The organism is Trinickia dabaoshanensis, assembly GCF_002879885.1.
Taxonomy (GTDB): Bacteria; Pseudomonadota; Gammaproteobacteria; order Burkholderiales; family Burkholderiaceae; genus Trinickia; species Trinickia dabaoshanensis.
The window spans coordinates 115,992-133,833 of the sequence record NZ_PNYA01000004.1 but is presented as its reverse complement, the minus strand read 5'-3'; the positions used below and the strand labels follow the sequence as shown (position 1 = coordinate 133,833).

Sequence of the window (17,842 nt, the reverse complement as noted above, 5' to 3'; positions counted from 1 at the left end):
ATGAGCACGATCGCCCGCTTTGCGGACCAGTTCGAAGCCGCGCTCGGCCAGAGTGCGTCGCTCGAAAGCTATGGAAAGGTGCTGGAGGCGGTCGGTACGTTGATCAAGGTGGGCGGATTGGACGCGCAGCTCGGCGAGCTATGCGAGTTGTGGGGCCCGGACGGATCGTTGATGCAACGCGCGGAAGTCGTCGGAATTGCACGGCAGCACGTGTTGTTGGCGCCGTTCGGCAACATGACCGGCATTTCCCGCAGCACGCGTGTCACGGGCAGCGGAGAGCCGCTTTCCGTTCCCGTCGGTCCCGGGTTGCTCGGGCGCGTGCTCGATGGGCTCGGAGAGCCGAGCGATGGGCTGGGACCCATCGAAGCGTTGCAGCGCGTGCCGGTATTCGCGAACGCGCCCGATCCGCTCGAGCGGCGGATGATCGAGACGCAGCTCGGCACCGGCGTGCGGGTGATCGACGGCTTGATGGCGTTGGGCGAGGGTCAGCGGATGGGTATCTTCGCGCCGGCAGGCGTAGGTAAAAGCACGTTGCTCGGCATGCTCGCGCGCGGCACCGAGTGCGACGTCAACGTCATCGTCCTGATCGGCGAGCGCGGACGTGAAGTGCGCGAATTCATCGAACTCATTCTCGGCGAAGATGGCATGGCGCGTAGCGTCGTCGTCTGCGCCACCTCGGATCGTTCTTCGATCGAGCGTGCGAAGGCGGCTCACGTGGGCACGGCGATCGCCGAGTACTTCCGGGATCGGGGCCAGCGCGTGCTGCTGATGATGGATTCGCTCACGCGGTTTGCGCGAGCCCAGCGCGAGATCGGGCTGTCGGCCGGCGAGCCGCCGACACGCCGCGGTTTCCCGCCGTCGGTATTCGCGGAGTTGCCGCGTCTGCTCGAGCGCGCCGGCATGGGACGGGACGGCTCGATTACCGCGCTGTACACGGTGCTGGCCGACGACGAGGAAGGCGGCGATCCGGTCAGCGAAGAGGTACGCGGTATTCTCGACGGGCACTTGATCCTCTCGCGCAAGATCGCCGCGAAGAACCGCTATCCGGCTATCGACGTGCTCGGCAGCTTGAGCCGGGTGATGCCGCAAATCGCATCGCCGGCGCACTGCGCCGGGGCCGGGCGCATCCGCCGCTTGATGGCGAAATACGACGAGGTCGAAATGCTGCTGCAAATCGGCGAATACAAGAGCGGCTCCGATCCGCTCGCCGACGAGGCCATCGCGATGCACGAGGAGATCGAAGGATTCGTACGTCAGCGTACCGACGACTTGGCCGATCTAGCCGAAACGCGCGATGTGCTGTGCAGCTTCGGCGAGTCATGAGCCGCGCAATCGAGCAAGTTTGGAAGATCGTCGTTGCGGCGAAAGCGCGCGCGAAAGACCGCGCCGAGCGCGCGCTAGCCGATGCCCGGAAAGAACTGCGGCGGCTGATGGATGCAGTGCAAGAAGCGGAGCACGAGCTTCAAGCGGCGCAGGGTCGCCGCCTCGCACATGAAGAGCGGATTGCGCAACTGCTGAGCGATCCGAACGGATTGTCGCCTACGGCATACCTCGACCTCGATCGTTATCGGACGCCATTGATGGAGGCCGTCGAGCAAGAACGCGCCGCCGTGCGCCGCGCGGCCGATGCCGTCGAGGCGCAACAGCAGGTGATCGAACAACTTGGGATCGATGTACGGCGGGCCGATGCATCGCTGGAAGCCGCGCGTGAGCAATTGCGCAAAGCGATCGCGGCGGCGCAGCGCCGCATCGACGAGCGGGCGGACGACGAGGCCGGCGAAACGGCCGCCGCGCGTCTCGTTCGCGCAGGAGGGCAACGATGAACGAGGGATTGGCCACGGCTCGCGCGCTTGCGGAGCTGTTCAACGAGTATCAGGGTTTCTTTTTTACGCTTGCGCTGAGCGCGGCGCGCATTGCCGTTGCCTTGTCGATCTTTCCGCCCACGAGCGGCGATATGCTGCCGGGAACGGCGCGCAACGGCATCATCTACGTGCTTGCGGTGTTCGTCGCCGCCGCGCAGCCTGCTCATTACTTCGATGGCCTCGGCTCGGTGCAACTGTTGATGATCTCGCTGAAGGAAATGTTTCTCGGCGCGTTGCTGGGATTCGCCGCCTCGTCGGTGTTTTGGATCGCGCAATGCGTCGGGACGCTGATCGACGATCTCGCCGGCTACAACAGCGTTCAGATGAACAACCCGCTGCGGGGCGATCAAAGTACGCCCACGTCGAACACGTTGATGCAATTGGCCACGGCGTTGTTCTACGTGGGAGGCGGTATGACGTTCTTGATGGGAGCCGTATTCGAGTCGTTCAAATGGTGGCCGCTGGCGTCGCTGACGCCCTCGATGGCAAGCGTGGCGGAAAGCTTCATCATTTCGCAAACGGATTCGATCATGACGGCTACCGTAAAGTTCGGCACGCCGGTCATGCTCGCGTTGGTCTTCGTCGATCTGTCGATCGGCATGCTGGCGCGTGCCGCGGAAAAGCTCGAGCCGTCATCGCTCAGTCAGCCGCTGCGCGGCGCGATCGGCCTGCTCATGCTGATCCTCCTCGTGGGCGTGCTTTCTCAACAGGTGATCGGTTCGCTGCGCCTCGACGGCTTCATCCGGCAAGCGGCTGCGCTCGCATCGCCAGGCGCCGTGCATGCGCCGAATTGAGCGCGCCGCACTCGGTACTTTCCACGCGTTGCTTCCCTCGTCACGGCGAGCGGGCGGTATTTCAGTTCGCTCGCCGGTCCCCGCGTTTCTACTGGTAGACCCTCGCATCGCGGGCCGATTCGCTCATTCTCAACGCGTAGTCAGAATTGTTGTAAATGCCCGTGAGATTGTTGAAATTATGCGAACGGCAGCCGACTAATATCCACTCAAGCACGGTGATGCGCGAGCGACTCGCGGTTCGATCCGGTGCACGGCTTAGCCCGGTCGGCCGACAAATGACGGGGCGTATTCGAAGAGTGTCGAGCTATGTATCCGACGGTCTATCTAGCGCTGCTGTCAGCCCTCAAATCCCGTAACAGCGTGCCCCGCTATTGCGCCTCGGTGCTCGAGGGCGATTTCGCACGAGCCTATTGCACCGTCGACGACGTCGCCGACCAGGGCGAACGCGCGCAATTGCAGGCACGTGCGCAATCGAATCAAGAACTGACGGCGTTGGCCGATGTGTCCGTCGTCGTCGGCGATTTCGAGGCGGCGGAGAATCATTACCGTCGCGCGCAAAAGCTCATCTGGAAAGACGACGACCAACTGCGTGTTCAGTCCTGCCGCAATACGGCGTGGATCAGCTTGTTCCGCGCGCGCCCGGTCGTCGCGCAACGCGGTTTCGCACGGGTCAGCACGGAGCCTGAAGCAACGGTCGAGCAACGCATCGAAGCCTATATCGGCATGGCGCTCGCGCATCATCAACTGGCCCGGCAACAGGCCGCGGACGATGCATTGTTGCGGGCGGCGGAGTTGGCCGATGCACATGAGGAGCCGCGCTTTCGCCTCGTCGTCGATTTGCTTGCGCAAGAGTTCGATGTGCGGCTGAAAGTGCGCGCATCGCGAGCGCTCGACGATCATGCGTTTTGGCAATCGACGCTGGCGTCGGCGTCGCTGGCCGCGAGTAGCCGGGCGCCGCTCGCACCGGCTTGCGCCGTTGCCGTTCGCCCGGCGCTGCTGTCGTTGCATCAGGAACTCTTGCACAGCATGGAGCGCATGGCGAGTGGCGAGTGCGCCGCGCCGGCCTCGGTGATTGCCGCGCGCATTTCGCGCCAGGCGGCGAATCCCGATTTCGAATTTCACGCGATCCTCGAAATGGCGCTGGCCGCATTCGCCGGCGGTCAGGACGATCTAGGCGTCGAATTGATGAACGGGTTGTCGCAAATCGACGGACGTGTGCATCGCGATGTCGATTACTTCTACAGCATGGCGAAAGTCGCGACGCGTCGCGGCGAGCATGCGCAGGCGCTGAAATTCTATTGCCAGTACACGGCCGAAGCGCTTCGCTGCTTGCGCAGCGACGCGGCGCCTGCCGCGCCGACGCACGCGGCAGGCGCGGCACGCCCGCTGGGTGCGGCGCCTGTCAACGACGAAATGTCGGCGCGTCTGCCTGCGAAGTATCGGCGTGCCTATCGCTACATCATCGAGAACATCGACCGCGAAGATCTGACGACGCGCGAGGTCGCGGCCGAAATGAACGTGACGATGCGCACGATCCAACTCGTCTTCAAACGCGCGCTGGGCGTGACCCCGTGCGGCTTGATCCGATCGTTGCGGCTCGAAGGCATTCGCCGCGACTTGCTCGACGAAAACAGTCCCGCCTCCTCGATTTACGACACCGCGAACCGCTGGGGACTCAAGAGCCGATCGACGCTGGCGAAGGGCTATCGCAAGCACTTCAACGAATCGCCGTCGCAGACGATCGTCGCCTGTACTCGGTAACGGGATCGATTCTCGCGGAGCAAAAGACAATGAAATATCAAGGACGCATGCGCTGCGTCAGAGCGCTCGTGTTGTCTGCGTTGGTCGGGATCGGATTGGGCAGCAGCGATGCGCACGCACGGCCGATTCCTTGGAAATCGAATCACTTCGCCTACGTGGCCGATCATAAGGACGTCAAGGAGGTTCTGCGCGATCTCGGTGCGAGCGAAGGCGTGATGACCTGGATTTCGCCGCAAGTGGAAGGTGTCGTGACGGGCCGCTTCGATGAAACGCCGCAACGGTTTCTCGATCGCATGGCCGATTCGTTCGGCTTCATCTGGTACTACGACGGCTCGGTGCTGCGTGTATCGGGCCCCAACGAAGCGCGTAGCCAGACGATCGGGCTCGTGCACGCGACGACCGACGACTTGCGTGCGGCGCTGTCCAGACTGGGCGTGAACGATCCGCGTTTTCCCGTGCTGTACGACGACAAGACGCGTACCGCCGTCGTATCGGGGCCGCCGCGTATGGTCGAACTCGCGTCGGATGTCGCGCACTTGATCGATCGCGACGTCGAGCGCGGCGATACGCCGGAGGTGCGTTCGTTCAAGCTGCACTATGCGTGGGCCACCGATCGTTCGCTCATGATCAACGGCGAGCCCGTCGTCGTGCCGGGCGTCGTGACGGTCTTGCGCAGTCTGTATTCGAACGACGGTGACCCGCGGGTCGGAAACGCGGCCACGCAAGTCGGCGCCGATGCCTATCGGCTGCGAAGCATCGGCGGAACGTCGGAAGGGCAGGGGGCGAACGCGAACGCGAATGCAAATGGGAACGGACGGCTGTTCCCACCGCTGCCGAGTTTTCTCAGCGGCGCCGGGCCCTCGCAGCCGGGCCCCTCGGGCGGCTCGGACTCGGCACGCAACGCTCAAATTCCTCCTTTGCCGGACGACATGATGAGCGCCAGCTCGGGGTTGCCGTCGTCGATGGGATCGGGGTCCCCCCATCCCGACGCGCCGATCATTCGCGCCGACGCACGCGACAACGCCGTTCTCGTGCGTGCGCGCGCCGAGTCGATGCCCGCGCTCGAACATTTGATCACGTCGCTCGACCGCCGCCCCGGTGTGCTGGAAATCGACGCGAGCATCATCGAGATTTCGGAAACCGGCTTGAAGGAACTCGGCGTCGATTGGCGGCTCAACTCGAGCCATATCGATATCGAAACGGGCAATGGGCAGAACGCGCAGGCGGGCTTCCCCGGTTCGATCAACCCGCAGGGGTTCCCGAACTCGAACACGTCGTCCGCGCTATCGAACGCGGCCGGCGCGGCCGCCGCGATGACGCCGGTCGGCGGGGTGTTGACGGCAGTCATCGGGGGCACCGGGCGTTACCTGCTCAGCCGCATCAGCGCGCTGGAACAGACGGACAACGCACGTATCACGGCCAGCCCGAAGGTGACCACCCTCGACAACGTGGAAGCCGTGATGGACAACAAGCAGACGTTCTACGTGCCGGTGCAGGGCTTCGAATCCGGGAGCCTGTACAGCGTATCGGCCGGCGTGGCGCTGCGCGTGTTGCCCAGCATCGTCTCGGAGGACGGCAAGCCGCAGATTCGGCTCGATGTGCATATCGAGGACGGCCAGTTGACGAGCCAGAACGTGGGGCAGTTGCCCATCGTCAGCAAGAGCACGATCGATACGCAGACGTTGATCGATCAGGGGCAAAGCTTACTCATTGCCGGCTATACCGTGGATCAGGACGATCACAGCGAGTCGGGCGTGCCTGCCCTGTCGAAGATCCCCGTGATCGGCGGGCTGTTCAAGTTCAAGCACCATCAGGGTCAGAAGTTCCAACGTTTGTTCTTATTGACGCCGCGCGTCGTGTCGGCCGCCTCGGCGGCCGATGCCTCGGCGGCCGATGCCTCGGCTTGCTGCGGTCGCGATTCCGCCATGTAGCCACCGTCTTCCCTCGTTTGAAGCGTTGAGCTTTAAGCGCTTTGCATCCGCACCGCCACAAGCGGGCGGATGCTTTTTTTGTTCTCGATGGCCGTAACGATTTCGCCCGACGCTGGGGCAAATAGAAAGACCGGCTGAAATGCCGGTCCGAAGTCCTGCCACTGAGTGCCGAGCGCAGCGGGTCGGCAGGCTGTCGTTTCCGTACGGGCCTGCCTGGCGATACGACGCGATGCCTGGCGCTCAGGCCTTCGAGTGCGAGGTTGGGCTCGAGTTCGAACTCGAGCTCGAGTCGTCGCCGCCGACGAGGCTCGCGCTGCGGCCTGCTCCCGGTGCTTGGGGCGGCATCATGAACGGCATGGGGGACATGCCGCCGGGCGCAGTGTTGGATGCCGTGTTATTGGCCGCGGCGTTGTCGGCCGCGTTTTGGGCGTTGTCGGCGCGCTGTTGTTTCTTTTCGTGCTCGTCTTCGGCGCCACGGGCCGCATAGTTCGCGTGGTCGGGGCTTCCCGCGCCTGCGTGCCCTGCATGCAGTTCTTCCTGGCCGCCGGTGTTCGTCTTACCGCCGAACTTGCCCGATTGCCCCAATTTGCTGAGCGTCGGGAAGTGGCTTGAGAGACCGGAGCCGCCGGAGCCGCCGCTCCCGCCGCCGAACTTGCCGAACGAGGCGAACTTGCCGAACTTGCCCGAACCGCCGGAGCCGCCCGAACCGCCGAACGACTCATGCGAGCCTTTGCGGCCGAACGAAAAGCCGCCTGCTCCCCCTGCCGCGGCGCCCAAGACGCTGGCCGCCACGATGCTCGAATCCGACCCGCCACCCGTCGACATGATCTTCGATTCGACGCCGCCGAGCGCCTTTTGTGCCACGTTGCCGGCTTCCATTTCGCCGACGCCCTTCGCGATACCCTTCGCCGTCTCGGCGACGTTACCGTGCAAAGCGCCGCCGATCACGGTATCCAGTTGCGCGTTGCCGATGTGCGCATTGATGAGGGCGTTCGTGCCGACTGCGGCCATGGCGCCTTCAGGCGTGAGATCCGACGCCACGCTGAGGGTGTCCATACCGGCCTCGCCCAACTTGTCGAGCGCCGCGCCCCACTTGCCGTGCACCGCATCCTTGCCCGCCTGGATCGTGCTCGAGATCGCGCCCACCGTGCCTTCGACCACCTCGGAGCCCACTTGGTCGACGCTGGACTTGATGTCGTTGGTGAACGCGTTGTAGCCCTTCTCGACCTTGCCCATCGCCTTGTCCATGCCCTTGCTCAGGTGCATGTCGGCGAGCGAATCGACGGCCGCGTGACCGACCGCGGTGACGGCGTCGTAGTAGCCGTTGAACGCATCCTTGCCCGTGTCGACGGCATCGTGGAAGGCTTGCTTGAAGTGCCCGTGAGCGAGATCGTGGCCGGTCTTTTTCACATCCTTGACGACCGTCGATGCATCCTTGGCCAGTCCCTTCCCGACTTCCTCGACGCCGTCCTTGATGCCTTTGCCGATCTTGGCGAACGCATGCTCGATGCCTTCGCCGATCTTGGTGTTCGCGAACGGGTCCAGGTGTTCGACGCCCTGCTTGATGTCTTTACCGATGTTTTCGACACCGTGCTCGACGTCTTTGGCGACGTGCTTGATGTCGTCGCCGAGGTGCTCGAAAGCGTGTCCGATCTTGGAAAAAATGCTCATCACATTTCCTTTGTTTGCTGTAGCGATGAAGTGGCGAAGGCCGGATCGTCGAGCCGGCCTTCGCCTCGCGCACTCACTTCGCGCCGGCGCTCGCCTGAGCCTGCGGCAACATCTGCTGCAGCATTTGCGTGATCTCGCCGAGCATCTGCAGGACCTGCTGATTGCCGTCGCCGCTGCGTCCGTCGCTGTTGCCCGAGTGGCCGTGCTGGGCGGTCATCTGTTGCAGCATCTTCAGAATTTCCTGCAGCATCGATTCGATCGACGATTGCGGATTGCCACCCGTTGCCGCTTGCGAACCGCCGGCAGGCGCAGCACCGCCGGCAGCCGGACCGCTGGCCGCGTCGCCGCCTGCGGCGCCGCCTTGCGCGCCGTTGGCTTGCTGGATCTGTCCGAGCATCTGCGTGATTTCGCCGAGCATCTGCAGAATCTGGTTGTTGTCCTGACCGCCGTTCGCCTGGCTGCCGCTCGATTGCAGTTGCTGAAGCATCTGCAAGATGGTTTGCAGCATCGATTCGATCGGTTGCAGGCCGCCGGCCGCCGCATCGGCCCCACCTGCCGCATCGGCGCCGCCTGCCGCATCCGCGCCGCCCGCCGCACCGGCGCCACCCGTCGCACCGGCGCCACCCGTCGCACCGGCGCCTGCGTCGGCGCCACTGCCCGCGTTAGTGCCGGCCGCGGGCGCGGGGCTGGTGCTGCCCTTCGTGTCGATGCCTGCGATCTGGTTTTGCTGTTGAATCGCTTGCGCCAGCATCTTCTCGATCATGTCGAGCATCATGCCCAGCATTTTTTCGATTTCTGCCGTGCCGCTGCTGCCGTTGCTGCTGTCCGCGCCAAAGGACGCCGAAAAGTCGGCGCCGTTGAGGCCGACTTGGGAAGAACCGCCGATCGATACGCTCATGAATGACCTCGTCGTCATGAATAGTGAATGCCCGCCGCCAAAAGACAGCGTCTAGGTGTTTCGCCGCGCGACGAGGCCCGCGCGCATTCCTGCCGAAAGAGGAAACACAGAGGGCATCGTTCGGTCTCGAAGATATCGACGGGCAGGTTTTCGCGCGGGCGTCGCGGCGAAGTCTATTTGCCGCGTGCGAAAGAATTCACTGACAATGCGTAGCGCCGGCGAAAATCGACGCAGCGGTCGAGCACGGCGATGCGGACCGGTCAGCCTTGCGCCGGTGCGACGGCGAATGAAACACCGTAAGAGCGGGGCTTGGCGGGCGCGGTGCGGGAGCGAGGAGCGTCCCATTGCAACGGCTCAGGCGTGAAACCCTCCGCCGAAGCGAGATCGAGCTTATAGCCGAGCGCATAGACGGTCTTGAGGTTCGCGCCGCCTTGTCCCGAGAGCTGGAGCTTTTTGCGCAGCTTGTAGATGTGCTGTTCGATCGAACGGCCGGCGATGTCTTCGCAAGCGCCCCACACGCTGCTTGCGATTTGTGCGCGGCTCAGGAACTTGCCGGCATTGGAGAACAGCAGCCATGCCATGGCGAATTCGCGCGGCGTCAGCGGTATTTGCTCACCGTCGATGGTGAGTGTGCCCTCATGCCGTCGAAGCACGTATCTGCCGGATGACACCACATCGTCCTGAGATTCGGGCGCGCGGCGCCGCGCCGCGATATGCGCGCGCAACCGCACTTGCTGCAGATCGAAGCGGTTTGCCACGTCCGTCGCGCCCGAGGTGATCCAGCGCAGCATGGCCGCCGAATTCGAAAACGGCGTGAGCACGATAACCGGAAGCGACGTTGCGCCGTTACAGTTCTGCCACGACAGCAATGAGTTCACGAGCATCGAGTTGTCTTTCGCATCGATCAAGACGGCATCGAACGCCTTCGTCCGCATGGCGCGAAAGAGCGGCAACTCAGCCTCGAACGGTTCGATGGCAATGCCGTCTTCGGCGAAGCAATCACTAAGGTTGGTCGCTAGTTGCGGGTCATCGGTAACGAGAGCGAATCGCACTTTAATTCTCCAGTCGGCGCTCGATCGAGGCTCGATCGCATGCCACAGCTGCCGCATCGCGTACGCTCCTGCGATGATCGGCCTTTCGATGAAACGTATCGTCCTCTCCGACGAATACTGTTTCGTTCAGGGGCTCCCGCGTCGTCGGCGTTGTTCACCCCCAATCGGTCGCGCTCGGTCGCGGCCTTGCTTCATTGAATGAAGTCTTATCCGTTAGTGTCGTTCGCCGTTCTTCCGGATACTTCGGGTTTTGCCCGGTTTTTAGCGCACTCTCCGACATCCTTACGCGGGCCAGCGCCGTGTACGTTGGCTTTGCGCGATTCACCGGTAATGTGACGTCAGAAAGTTCTTACAGTTGAATCCGACTGATCTGAGCGATCGCGCGCGATCGAACCTCGGAATCGACGATTCGTTATTCGATGCGCGCAAGTTGCATTTTTATCGACAGGACGCATGGCCTGGTGTGAAGGCCGAACGTGGGAGCGGGGGAGAAGCGGACTACGAGGTGGAGGGTGCGGTCATTCGTGCATCCGCGGCGGGCGGGGGAAGCCGGAGATTGCCTCCGGCCCCGACCGAGGAGGGGCTCGTCAGCCCAGTTGTTCGATGACGTCGCGCAAGCGGTCCTTCGCCCTGCGAATGCGCGCCTTGACGGCTGACTCCGTCGACTGGGTGATGGCCGCGACTTCCTCCGTGGAATGACCGAACGCGTAGCAAAGCGACATGGCGAGCTGCTGATCGACGGGCAGCTGCCCCATCGCTTTCGTCAGCAAGTCCGCTCCTTCGTAGTCGTGCGAATAGTGAAGCGCCGCCAGATGCTGTTCATAGGAGAGCGGCACCGTATTCGCGAATCGGTGCTCGCTGCGAATCGCCTGACAGGCGCACCGATACGCGATACCCATCAGCCATGTGGACACCGAGGACTGGCCGCGAAAATCCGGGGCTTTGTTCCATACGACGAGGAAGACATCGTTCACGACCTCATCGATCATATGGCTGCTCCACGTCATCCGGTTCAGGAATCGTGCGAGCCGCCGTGCGTATTGCCTGTGCAGTTGCGCCAACGCAGCGCCGTCTTTGCGTGCAATGCGTGCGAGCAGCAGACGGTCGGCTTCCGCTCGCGCATCGGCACGCAATGCCTCGGCGCCATGGGCATTCGCGTGGTGCAGCAGTTCGCGCAGGGCCTCTTGAATCTCCTCTTCCGCCGTGGACGACCCGATGTCGTGAACGGTGCCCACGATGCCGGCCACGTTCGTGCCGTCGGAGATGACGCTCTTGTAGAACCGCACGAGCCCCACTTCGCCCGAAGGTTTGGGCAGTCCCGTGGCGTAGATCTGTACACCGCCGCGCGAGGCGAGCGTGAGATCCGCCTTTTGATAGACGAGCGCAAGATCGGAGGGCGCGATGTCGTAGACGGTTTTTCCCGTGAGCTGCCTGCGATCACGGCCCAACCGGCGCTCGAAGGCCTCGTTGCACCCGGTATAGGCGCCGGCCGCGTCCTTGAAGAAGACGGGCGACGAGAGATTGTCCGCGGCGCGTTGCAGCCAATCGGTATCGCCGGCGCACGACTTGGCGAGGTGCATGAGCCTGGCTTCGTCGCGAGAACGGCCGACGATGGCGTCGGGGAACAGCAAGTCGTCTTGTCCGACGACGTCGTTGGCGCCGCGGGTCACCAGCGAGACGATGATTTGCGGCGATACGTTTTTCACCACCGGCACGAGGTACGGTGCCGATCCATGACGGTTTCGCCACTTGCTCACTTCGGTAGAGGCGTCGGCGTCGACATCGACGCAGTCGATGAATACGACGGTCGGGTCGGCTGCGCCGATCGATGCGGCCAGGCCGGCGTGCGCCGCATACGGTGCCAGTGCGGCCGGTGCGGATCGCCCGTGCGCACTGGACCAAAGCAGACGCGGCTCCTTTGTGCTCGTTGTCGTCATATCTTTATCTTCTCCCTACGAACTGCCGATTCTTCGCGCACGGCGGTTACCGCGCGTGAATCACGATGGCGCCTCGGTTCGAACAGCGCCGCCCGGTTGCGCGGTGCGTCGGCCCGATACGCGGCGCACCTCGGCATAGATATCGATATTTCCATCGCTTCGATGCGGGGCCATACGGATGGGTATCGTCGGCGCCTATCGCCGCAATTTACTGTATCTATCGGTGCAGCCGGAATGCGTAACGAGGTCAGCTAATCCTGAAAATTCAGAAGGGAAGGATGACCAAATCGAGCGTTCCGTCGCCGCTGCGCTGCGGAGATCTTGCGGCTCGCGCGACGCGCCGTGCCCGAGCGTGAGACCAAGGTACCGGTTGTGGGTAAGGATTTCCTGACGCGATAATCAGCATTTTGCTCAGCTTCTTTGCCGCCTTTTCCTCGGAGATGAGGCTGCAACCGCCACGCCAACGCATGCACAATATGCGCATGCCAACGATTCTCATTTGACGAGGACATGGTGGTCCGTGTCCCGCTTTCCGGATGGAGCCCGGTCGATCGCCTGCATGGCCGCGCGATCGCGCGGCTGTTCGCCGTCGCCTTCGTTGGAATCGGCGCTGGACAGGAGGCCGCGTAAATATGAACGGACCGCCCGAGTCCCAACTGCGTACCATGACGGTGCTGATCGCGGACGATACACCGGCGAATCTGGGTGTGATCGTCGATACGTTGAGCGAACGCGGTTTCCGTGTGTTGATCGCGCTCGATGGCGTGGAAGCGATCGAGCGTGCCCGGTATGGTCTGCCCGAGCTGATCCTTCTCGACGTCAACATGAGTGGAATGAACGGCTTCGAAACCTGCCGGCGCTTGAAAGCCGACGCGCAAACGCGCGATATCCCCGTGATGTTCATGACCGTCGCAGACGGCGTGGACGAAATGCTCGAAGGGTTCCGCGCGGGGGGAGCCGATTACGTGACGAAGCCCGTTCGCGTCGAGGAACTGATCGCCCGAATGAACGTTCATTTGACGATGCGCGAGATGCAAGAGGCGCTCGTCGAGCAGAACCACCAGTTGCAGGAGGAAGTGCGCGTCAGGCAGCAGGCCGAGCACGAATTGTCGCGCATCCGAGCCGAACTCGAACAGCGCGTCGTGCAGCGTACGCGCGAGCTTGCGCTGGCGAACGACGAATTGCGCGCGGAGATCGCGGTACGTGAACGCGCCGAGGCCGAGCTCAAGCGCAGCGAGGCCCGATTGCGCGTCATCGTCGAGGCGAGCCCCGTGCCGCTCAGCATCGGCCGTCTGCATGCGCCGTATGCCCTCTATGCGAATGACCCGTGGCGAGAATTGTTCGGCATCGGCGAGCAAGCGCGAGGCGAGACCGATAGCCACGACATGTACGTGGATGAAAGCGATCGCGAGCGGGTGACGGAGCGGGTAAGGCGAGACGGCATCGTGCAGGACGAAGAGGTGCAGTTGCGCCGGCGCGACGGCTCGACGTTTTGGGGGACGCTCACCGCACGGCTGGCCACGTACCACGACGAACCGGCGATCTACCTCGGCATTAGCGACATTACCGAACGAAAGCGTATCGAACGCGTATTGTTCGAATCGCGCGAACAACTGCGCGAGCTCAGCGCACATATGGAAGCGATTCGCGAGGAGGAACGCAAGCGGATCGCGCTAGAAATACACGACGAGCTCGGGCAGTTGCTGACAGCTTTGAAGATGGACGTATCGTTGCTCAAAATGCGGCTGAGCGATGCCCCCGAATTGCTCAAGAAAGTGACCGACATGCGCGAATTGGTCGAGCTCACGATCTTCATGGTGCGTAACGTAGCCAATCATTTGCGCCCGGCGGCGCTGAACTTTGGGCTACTATCGGCGCTCGAGTGGCTGGCGGAAGACTTCATGAAGCGCACGGGTATTTCTTGTCAGCTTCTGTCGATCGGCTGCGAGCCCAACGTTAGCGATTCGCACGCGACAGCCGTGTTTCGCGTTGTGCAAGAATCGCTGACGAACGTCGCTCGACATGCCGGCGCAACGCGCGCGCATGTTACGGTCGTGTCCGGGGAAGACACGTTACAGATTCACGTGAGCGACGACGGCTGTGGGTTCGACCCGGCCAGTGCGGGAAAGCGTGACTCTTATGGACTGCTCGGTATCATCGAACGCGCACGCCTCATCGGCGCGTCGCTGCAGATCGACAGCGCGCCCGGTTGCGGGACCGTGATCTCAATTGGTATTCCTGCTAAAGATGGAAGCGGACATGATTAAGATTCTCATCGCGGATGACCACGCGGTCGTGCGAAGCGGATTGAAGCAGATCGTGGCGACGGCCACGGATATCGCCGTCGTCGACGAGGCGGTGAGCGGCGCCGACGTGTTGACCAAGTTGCGAAGCAAGGAAGTCGATTTGCTGATGCTCGATATGACGATGCCCGGTATCAGCGGGGTCGACCTCATTCGCCGCGTGCACGGCGAGTATCCGGAGATGCCGGTCCTCATTCTGAGCATCCATAACGAAGCGCAGGTCGTGTCGCGCGCGTTGCGTGCCGGCGCGGCCGGCTATGTCACCAAGGACAGCGATCCCGAGGTATTGCTGGCCGCGATCCGAAAGCTCGCCGACGGTGGACGCTTCATCGATCCGAAGCTCGTCGACGCGGTGGTGTTCGAGCGCCACTCGACCGACGTGCCGCCCCACGAAATCCTCTCCGATCGCGAATTCGAGGTGCTGCGTGCGCTCGCGAGCGGACGCAGCATCAACGATATCGCCGATACGTTCGCGCTCAGCGCGAAAACGATCAGCACCCACAAGCGGCGTCTCATGCAGAAGTTGGGTTTGAGAAACAACGCCGAACTGATCCGTTATTCCATTCGCCACGGTCTCGCGGCGCACTGAAAGCCGCCGCCCAGAGCACCTTTCGCCCGCCCGGGGGTGAAAACGATTTCGTTCGCTGCCGTACGAGGCATTTCGCCGGCTAGCGCGGGGAGCGAAGTTTTGCCCACCTAGACTCGGTTCGCATCGTTGGGTTCCCTATCCAACATGACATGCGCAACCGGACTAGGAGGGACATGGATATGGCGCAAACCGGCCAACAGGCGCTGGCGTCGCAAAGCCCACCGCATCGCAACGATGCGGCGCTCTTGATGGAGCTCGCGGGCACGCTGGGACTAGAGGATGAGACCGCGCGGCAATTCGCCGGCTCGGGGCGCTTGAGTCTCGGCGATATCGAGTTTGCGCTCCACACGAACGATCGATCGGCGCACCCGCGGCAGTTGATTGCCGAGGCAGCGCTCGCTTGCCCGCCGCAGGTGGAGCGCTCGACTTGGCACGACGCGCTGCTCGTGGCCAACGAGGCGGCCATGATCAGCGGCGAGTGGGGCTTCGTAGTCGATGAAGAAGGCGCGGCGAGCCTCGTCATGCGCGTGACCGAATCGATGCAAACCCCGGCCTGCCTTCGCGCCGTACTCGAAGGCATGTACGAGCTTTGCACCGCCGTGCGTGAGGGCGCATCGGCGCTGCCCACTTCGCAGAGGGTCTCCCAATGAAAACGATCGATACCCGGGAGACAGGCGCAACGCGAACGATGGATGCCGCGTCCGCGACCGATCAGGAGTTCGACGCGCCCCAGGCGGTGCTCGATTTTGTCGTCGAAGTCATGGCTGCGCTCGGCGCTGCGCCGGACGTGGCCCGGGAAGCGGCCCGCACGGGCCGCATTCAACTCGGGGCGCAACGGTTGCAGCTCGTCCTGGCGCCCGACGAATCCGCACTGATCGTGGGCGCCTTGCTCGACGAGGATTGGGCCGGCTCCCGAGAGCGGCGCGCGCTGCTGCTGCAAGCCAACGCGCACTGGCTGCTGACCGCCGGCATCAGCTTCGCCATCGGTCTGGGCGGTCCTCAATTGCTCTGCCGATGGACTTTGGAACCCCGGATGCCCGATGCGCTCGCGCGATGGCTGGGAAATTTCGCCGCGTTCGCGGCCGATTTACAAGCCGCGCGTGCTTGACAGTCATGTGCGCTGCGATCGGACCGGACCGATCGTTCGACCATTAGTCCGGTAGTTTCGACATGAGGTAGAGGCTATGCACAACAAAGGTATCGCGGGCACGTCGGGCGCTTCATCGGCGCAGCACGAACAACCCGCACAGGAAAACACGGCGCGGCAGCCGCGTTGGACACCGCCTGCCGGTGCGCACTCGGTGCGGACGACCGATTCTCGGTTGCAAGGTTTACCGTCGGCGCGACGCGGCCCATTGCCGCTTACGACCGGGGACATCGACGACGAAAGCGACGGCCACGAAAGCGACGAAAGCGAGAGCTCGACGCTGTTCCATGGGGCGCCGTCCTCTCGGTTCGGCTCGACACGAATGCGCTTGGCGTTGGAGACGGACTTCCCATCGATGCGCGCGACCGTTCCCCAGGGGGACTCGGGCGCGGAGCACGGACAGACGAGTGCCGCAGGCGGGCAGGCGCGAACGGAAACCGGCGGGGCACCGAGCGGCGGCGGGCGCTCGCTGACCGCTCCGCTTCAACACTTGTACGGCAAGGCGGCGGAACTGGGCACGAGGGCCAAGAATGCGGCGGCAACCGGGCTCACCGCGGCGAAAGACGGCGTCGTGGCGACCGTTGAGGGCGGCGGCCAGCTACTCAGCGCAGGTGCTCACCATGCTGCGCAGGTGGGAACGAGCGCGGTGTCGGGCCTGCGCGTGCTAGGTGTCCCGCCGCGCTTGGTCGGCGCGGCAGCCGGGCACCTCGTCCACCAGACGGTCTCGACCGGCTTGCCGACGTTCGCGCGGGAGATGATGTACGAGGCGATCTACGCCGCGTTGCGCCAGCTGCCGCCGCATGCGGTGTCCGCGATGCAAGTCGCGACAGGCGTCACGACGCTCGGCTTGCATCGGTTGCGCCAGGTTCGAGAGCAGCGCAATCCGGAAGTGGCGGCGCGCGGGTTTCACAACCTGAGCGCGGCGCAGTGGGAGGCGCTGCCTCACGAAGAGAAACAAGCGAAGATGAAAGCGCAGCGCGATTACTCCGATGCCGTGATGTCGCTTGCGATGTCGAGCGTCGTGACGAACGTCGCGTTGAGTTTCGGCGGAGCCAGCATCGGGCAACCCCACCTTGGCGCGCAGGTGCTCGCGACGGATCTGAAAGTGATGGCCTACGCGGCCGCGCGAGATTCGATTCAGGCGTCGTTCCGGATGGTCAACACAGAGCAGGAGACGAACGGCGGGGTCAGCGGCGCGCATTTGGGCAAGGCTGCCGCATTCTATGGTGGGGCAAACTTCGCGGCGAATTACGCGTTCGGCGCCGTCCCGGCGGGCTTGAGCGACGCGCGCACGACACTGGACGCGAAGTTCGGCGACAAGGACGCGCAAGCGGCGCTCGCGGCCCATCCGTCGCCGCTCTCGATGGGACAGGCGCTCGGTACGTTTGCCCATTCGTCGGCCGTCAAAGCGACGATCAATACGCTGCTCGAGACGTCCGACTGGATCCACGTCACGCAACAAGAAGCGAACGAGGCGGGCACGCGACAAGTATTGGATCCCGCGTTGACGGGCGTCGACTATGGGCGGGTGCTCGATCAATCGGTGACGCGTACCGCGGTCATCGGCTCGAACATTTCGCTCGGCAACGCATTGGGGATCGTGGCGCAGAAACTGCACGCGCCGGCGTGGTTGAGCGGCTTGATGACCAACGGCGCGACCGCCGTTTGGGCAGGCGCGACATACAGTACGATCGCGCGCACGTGGCAAGCGGAATCCGCTGTGCGATCGGCCGTGCGTGAAGCGCAGACTAACCGCCGGAGCAATGATGCCACCCCCGAAGCGGCGGCTGAGACCGACGCGCCGAGAGGCGACGAAAACGTGTGAGTGCGGAGGGGGCTGGAAGATCGCCGCCGATTCGGATTCCAAACGAATCGGCGGCGATTTGTTTTTGATCGG

The 17,842-nt window shown here is 63.5% G+C and carries 14 protein-coding genes; 10 read left to right on the top strand and 4 right to left on the bottom strand.

All coding sequences use genetic code 11. The features are described 5' to 3' along the window. From C0Z18_RS05870 to sctC, 5 genes are all read left to right on the top strand, one after another. On the top strand, positions 1-1,323 hold the full coding sequence (locus C0Z18_RS05870; RefSeq protein WP_102644444.1) for a FliI/YscN family ATPase: 1,323 nt from the start codon (positions 1-3) through the stop codon (positions 1,321-1,323). Next, the gene (locus tag C0Z18_RS05865; RefSeq protein WP_102644443.1) at positions 1,320-1,823 is read left to right on the top strand and encodes a hypothetical protein; all 504 of its coding nucleotides are present in this window, start codon (positions 1,320-1,322) and stop codon (positions 1,821-1,823) included. Before C0Z18_RS05870 ends, C0Z18_RS05865 begins: the two co-directional genes overlap by 4 nt. Then, positions 1,820-2,656: a type III secretion system export apparatus subunit SctT gene (sctT, locus tag C0Z18_RS05860; RefSeq protein ID WP_102644442.1), complete on the top strand. Its 837-nt coding sequence runs from the start codon at positions 1,820-1,822 to the stop codon at positions 2,654-2,656. Before C0Z18_RS05865 ends, sctT begins: the two co-directional genes overlap by 4 nt. A 306-nt stretch (positions 2,657-2,962) precedes the next feature. Next, positions 2,963-4,417 carry a helix-turn-helix transcriptional regulator gene (locus C0Z18_RS05855; RefSeq protein WP_102644441.1) on the top strand — a complete coding sequence of 485 codons (1,455 nt, stop codon included), beginning with the start codon at positions 2,963-2,965 and terminating at the stop codon, positions 4,415-4,417. Between the two features lie 29 nt (positions 4,418-4,446). Beyond that, positions 4,447-6,348: a type III secretion system outer membrane ring subunit SctC gene (gene sctC / locus C0Z18_RS05850; protein WP_233217144.1), complete on the top strand. Its 1,902-nt coding sequence runs from the start codon at positions 4,447-4,449 to the stop codon at positions 6,346-6,348. A 240-nt stretch (positions 6,349-6,588) separates the two neighbouring features. Here the strand turns inward: sctC and C0Z18_RS05845 are convergent, their stop codons facing one another. The 4 genes from C0Z18_RS05845 to C0Z18_RS05820 form a co-directional block, all read right to left on the bottom strand. Then, on the bottom strand, positions 6,589-8,019 hold the full coding sequence (locus C0Z18_RS05845) for a hypothetical protein (protein WP_102644440.1): 1,431 nt from the start codon (positions 8,017-8,019) through the stop codon (positions 6,589-6,591). 73 nt (positions 8,020-8,092) lie between these two features. Next, positions 8,093-8,917 (bottom strand): hypothetical protein, encoded by an 825-nt coding sequence (locus C0Z18_RS32890; protein WP_158244201.1) that lies wholly within the window; start codon positions 8,915-8,917, stop codon positions 8,093-8,095. Between the two features lie 260 nt (positions 8,918-9,177). Further along, positions 9,178-9,969, bottom strand: coding sequence for a response regulator transcription factor (locus C0Z18_RS05825; protein WP_158244200.1), 792 nt, complete (start codon positions 9,967-9,969; stop codon positions 9,178-9,180). A 587-nt stretch (positions 9,970-10,556) separates the two neighbouring features. Next, positions 10,557-11,906 carry an RNA polymerase sigma factor gene (locus C0Z18_RS05820; protein WP_102644436.1) on the bottom strand — a complete coding sequence of 450 codons (1,350 nt, stop codon included), beginning with the start codon at positions 11,904-11,906 and terminating at the stop codon, positions 10,557-10,559. Between the two features lie 632 nt (positions 11,907-12,538). On the opposite strand from C0Z18_RS05820, the gene C0Z18_RS05815 reads away from it, so the two are divergent. The 5 genes from C0Z18_RS05815 (at position 12,539) to C0Z18_RS05795 (ending at position 17,770) form a co-directional block, all read left to right on the top strand. Next, complete coding sequence (locus tag C0Z18_RS05815; protein ID WP_102644435.1) at positions 12,539-14,173, top strand: response regulator; 1,635 nt, start codon at positions 12,539-12,541, stop codon at positions 14,171-14,173. Next, the gene (locus C0Z18_RS05810; RefSeq protein WP_102644582.1) at positions 14,166-14,798 is read left to right on the top strand and encodes a response regulator; all 633 of its coding nucleotides are present in this window, start codon (positions 14,166-14,168) and stop codon (positions 14,796-14,798) included. Before C0Z18_RS05815 ends, C0Z18_RS05810 begins: the two co-directional genes overlap by 8 nt. 173 nt (positions 14,799-14,971) lie before the next feature. Further along, positions 14,972-15,448, top strand: a complete 477-nt coding sequence (locus tag C0Z18_RS05805; RefSeq protein WP_102644434.1) for a CesT family type III secretion system chaperone — start codon at positions 14,972-14,974, stop codon at positions 15,446-15,448. Further along, positions 15,445-15,906, top strand: coding sequence for a hypothetical protein (locus C0Z18_RS05800; RefSeq protein ID WP_102644433.1), 462 nt, complete (start codon positions 15,445-15,447; stop codon positions 15,904-15,906). The genes C0Z18_RS05805 and C0Z18_RS05800 overlap by 4 nt, the downstream gene beginning before the upstream one ends. Before the next feature lie 76 nt (positions 15,907-15,982). Beyond that, complete coding sequence (locus C0Z18_RS05795) at positions 15,983-17,770, top strand: hypothetical protein (RefSeq protein ID WP_199189399.1); 1,788 nt, start codon at positions 15,983-15,985, stop codon at positions 17,768-17,770. The last annotated feature ends 72 nt before the right edge of the window (positions 17,771-17,842 follow it).

What these genes read in the sequence shown, in the direction of transcription:
- C0Z18_RS05810 (WP_102644582.1), top strand. Translation starts at nt 14,166, where the DNA reads ATGATTAAGATTCTCATCGCGGATGACCACGCGGTCGTGCGAAGCGGA.
- C0Z18_RS05805 (WP_102644434.1), top strand. Translation starts at nt 14,972, where the DNA reads ATGGATATGGCGCAAACCGGCCAACAGGCGCTGGCGTCGCAAAGCCCA.
- sctT (WP_102644442.1), top strand. Translation starts at nt 1,820, where the DNA reads ATGAACGAGGGATTGGCCACGGCTCGCGCGCTTGCGGAGCTGTTCAAC.
- sctC (WP_233217144.1), top strand. Translation starts at nt 4,447, where the DNA reads ATGAAATATCAAGGACGCATGCGCTGCGTCAGAGCGCTCGTGTTGTCT.
- C0Z18_RS05865 (WP_102644443.1), top strand. Translation starts at nt 1,320, where the DNA reads ATGAGCCGCGCAATCGAGCAAGTTTGGAAGATCGTCGTTGCGGCGAAA.
- C0Z18_RS05815 (WP_102644435.1), top strand. Translation starts at nt 12,539, where the DNA reads ATGAACGGACCGCCCGAGTCCCAACTGCGTACCATGACGGTGCTGATC.
- C0Z18_RS05845 (WP_102644440.1), bottom strand. Translation starts at nt 8,019, where the DNA reads ATGAGCATTTTTTCCAAGATCGGACACGCTTTCGAGCACCTCGGCGAC.
- C0Z18_RS05800 (WP_102644433.1), top strand. Translation starts at nt 15,445, where the DNA reads ATGAAAACGATCGATACCCGGGAGACAGGCGCAACGCGAACGATGGAT.
- C0Z18_RS05820 (WP_102644436.1), bottom strand. Translation starts at nt 11,906, where the DNA reads ATGACGACAACGAGCACAAAGGAGCCGCGTCTGCTTTGGTCCAGTGCG.
- C0Z18_RS05870 (WP_102644444.1), top strand. Translation starts at nt 1, where the DNA reads ATGAGCACGATCGCCCGCTTTGCGGACCAGTTCGAAGCCGCGCTCGGC.
- C0Z18_RS05795 (WP_199189399.1), top strand. Translation starts at nt 15,983, where the DNA reads ATGCACAACAAAGGTATCGCGGGCACGTCGGGCGCTTCATCGGCGCAG.
- C0Z18_RS05855 (WP_102644441.1), top strand. Translation starts at nt 2,963, where the DNA reads ATGTATCCGACGGTCTATCTAGCGCTGCTGTCAGCCCTCAAATCCCGT.
- C0Z18_RS32890 (WP_158244201.1), bottom strand. Translation starts at nt 8,917, where the DNA reads ATGAGCGTATCGATCGGCGGTTCTTCCCAAGTCGGCCTCAACGGCGCC.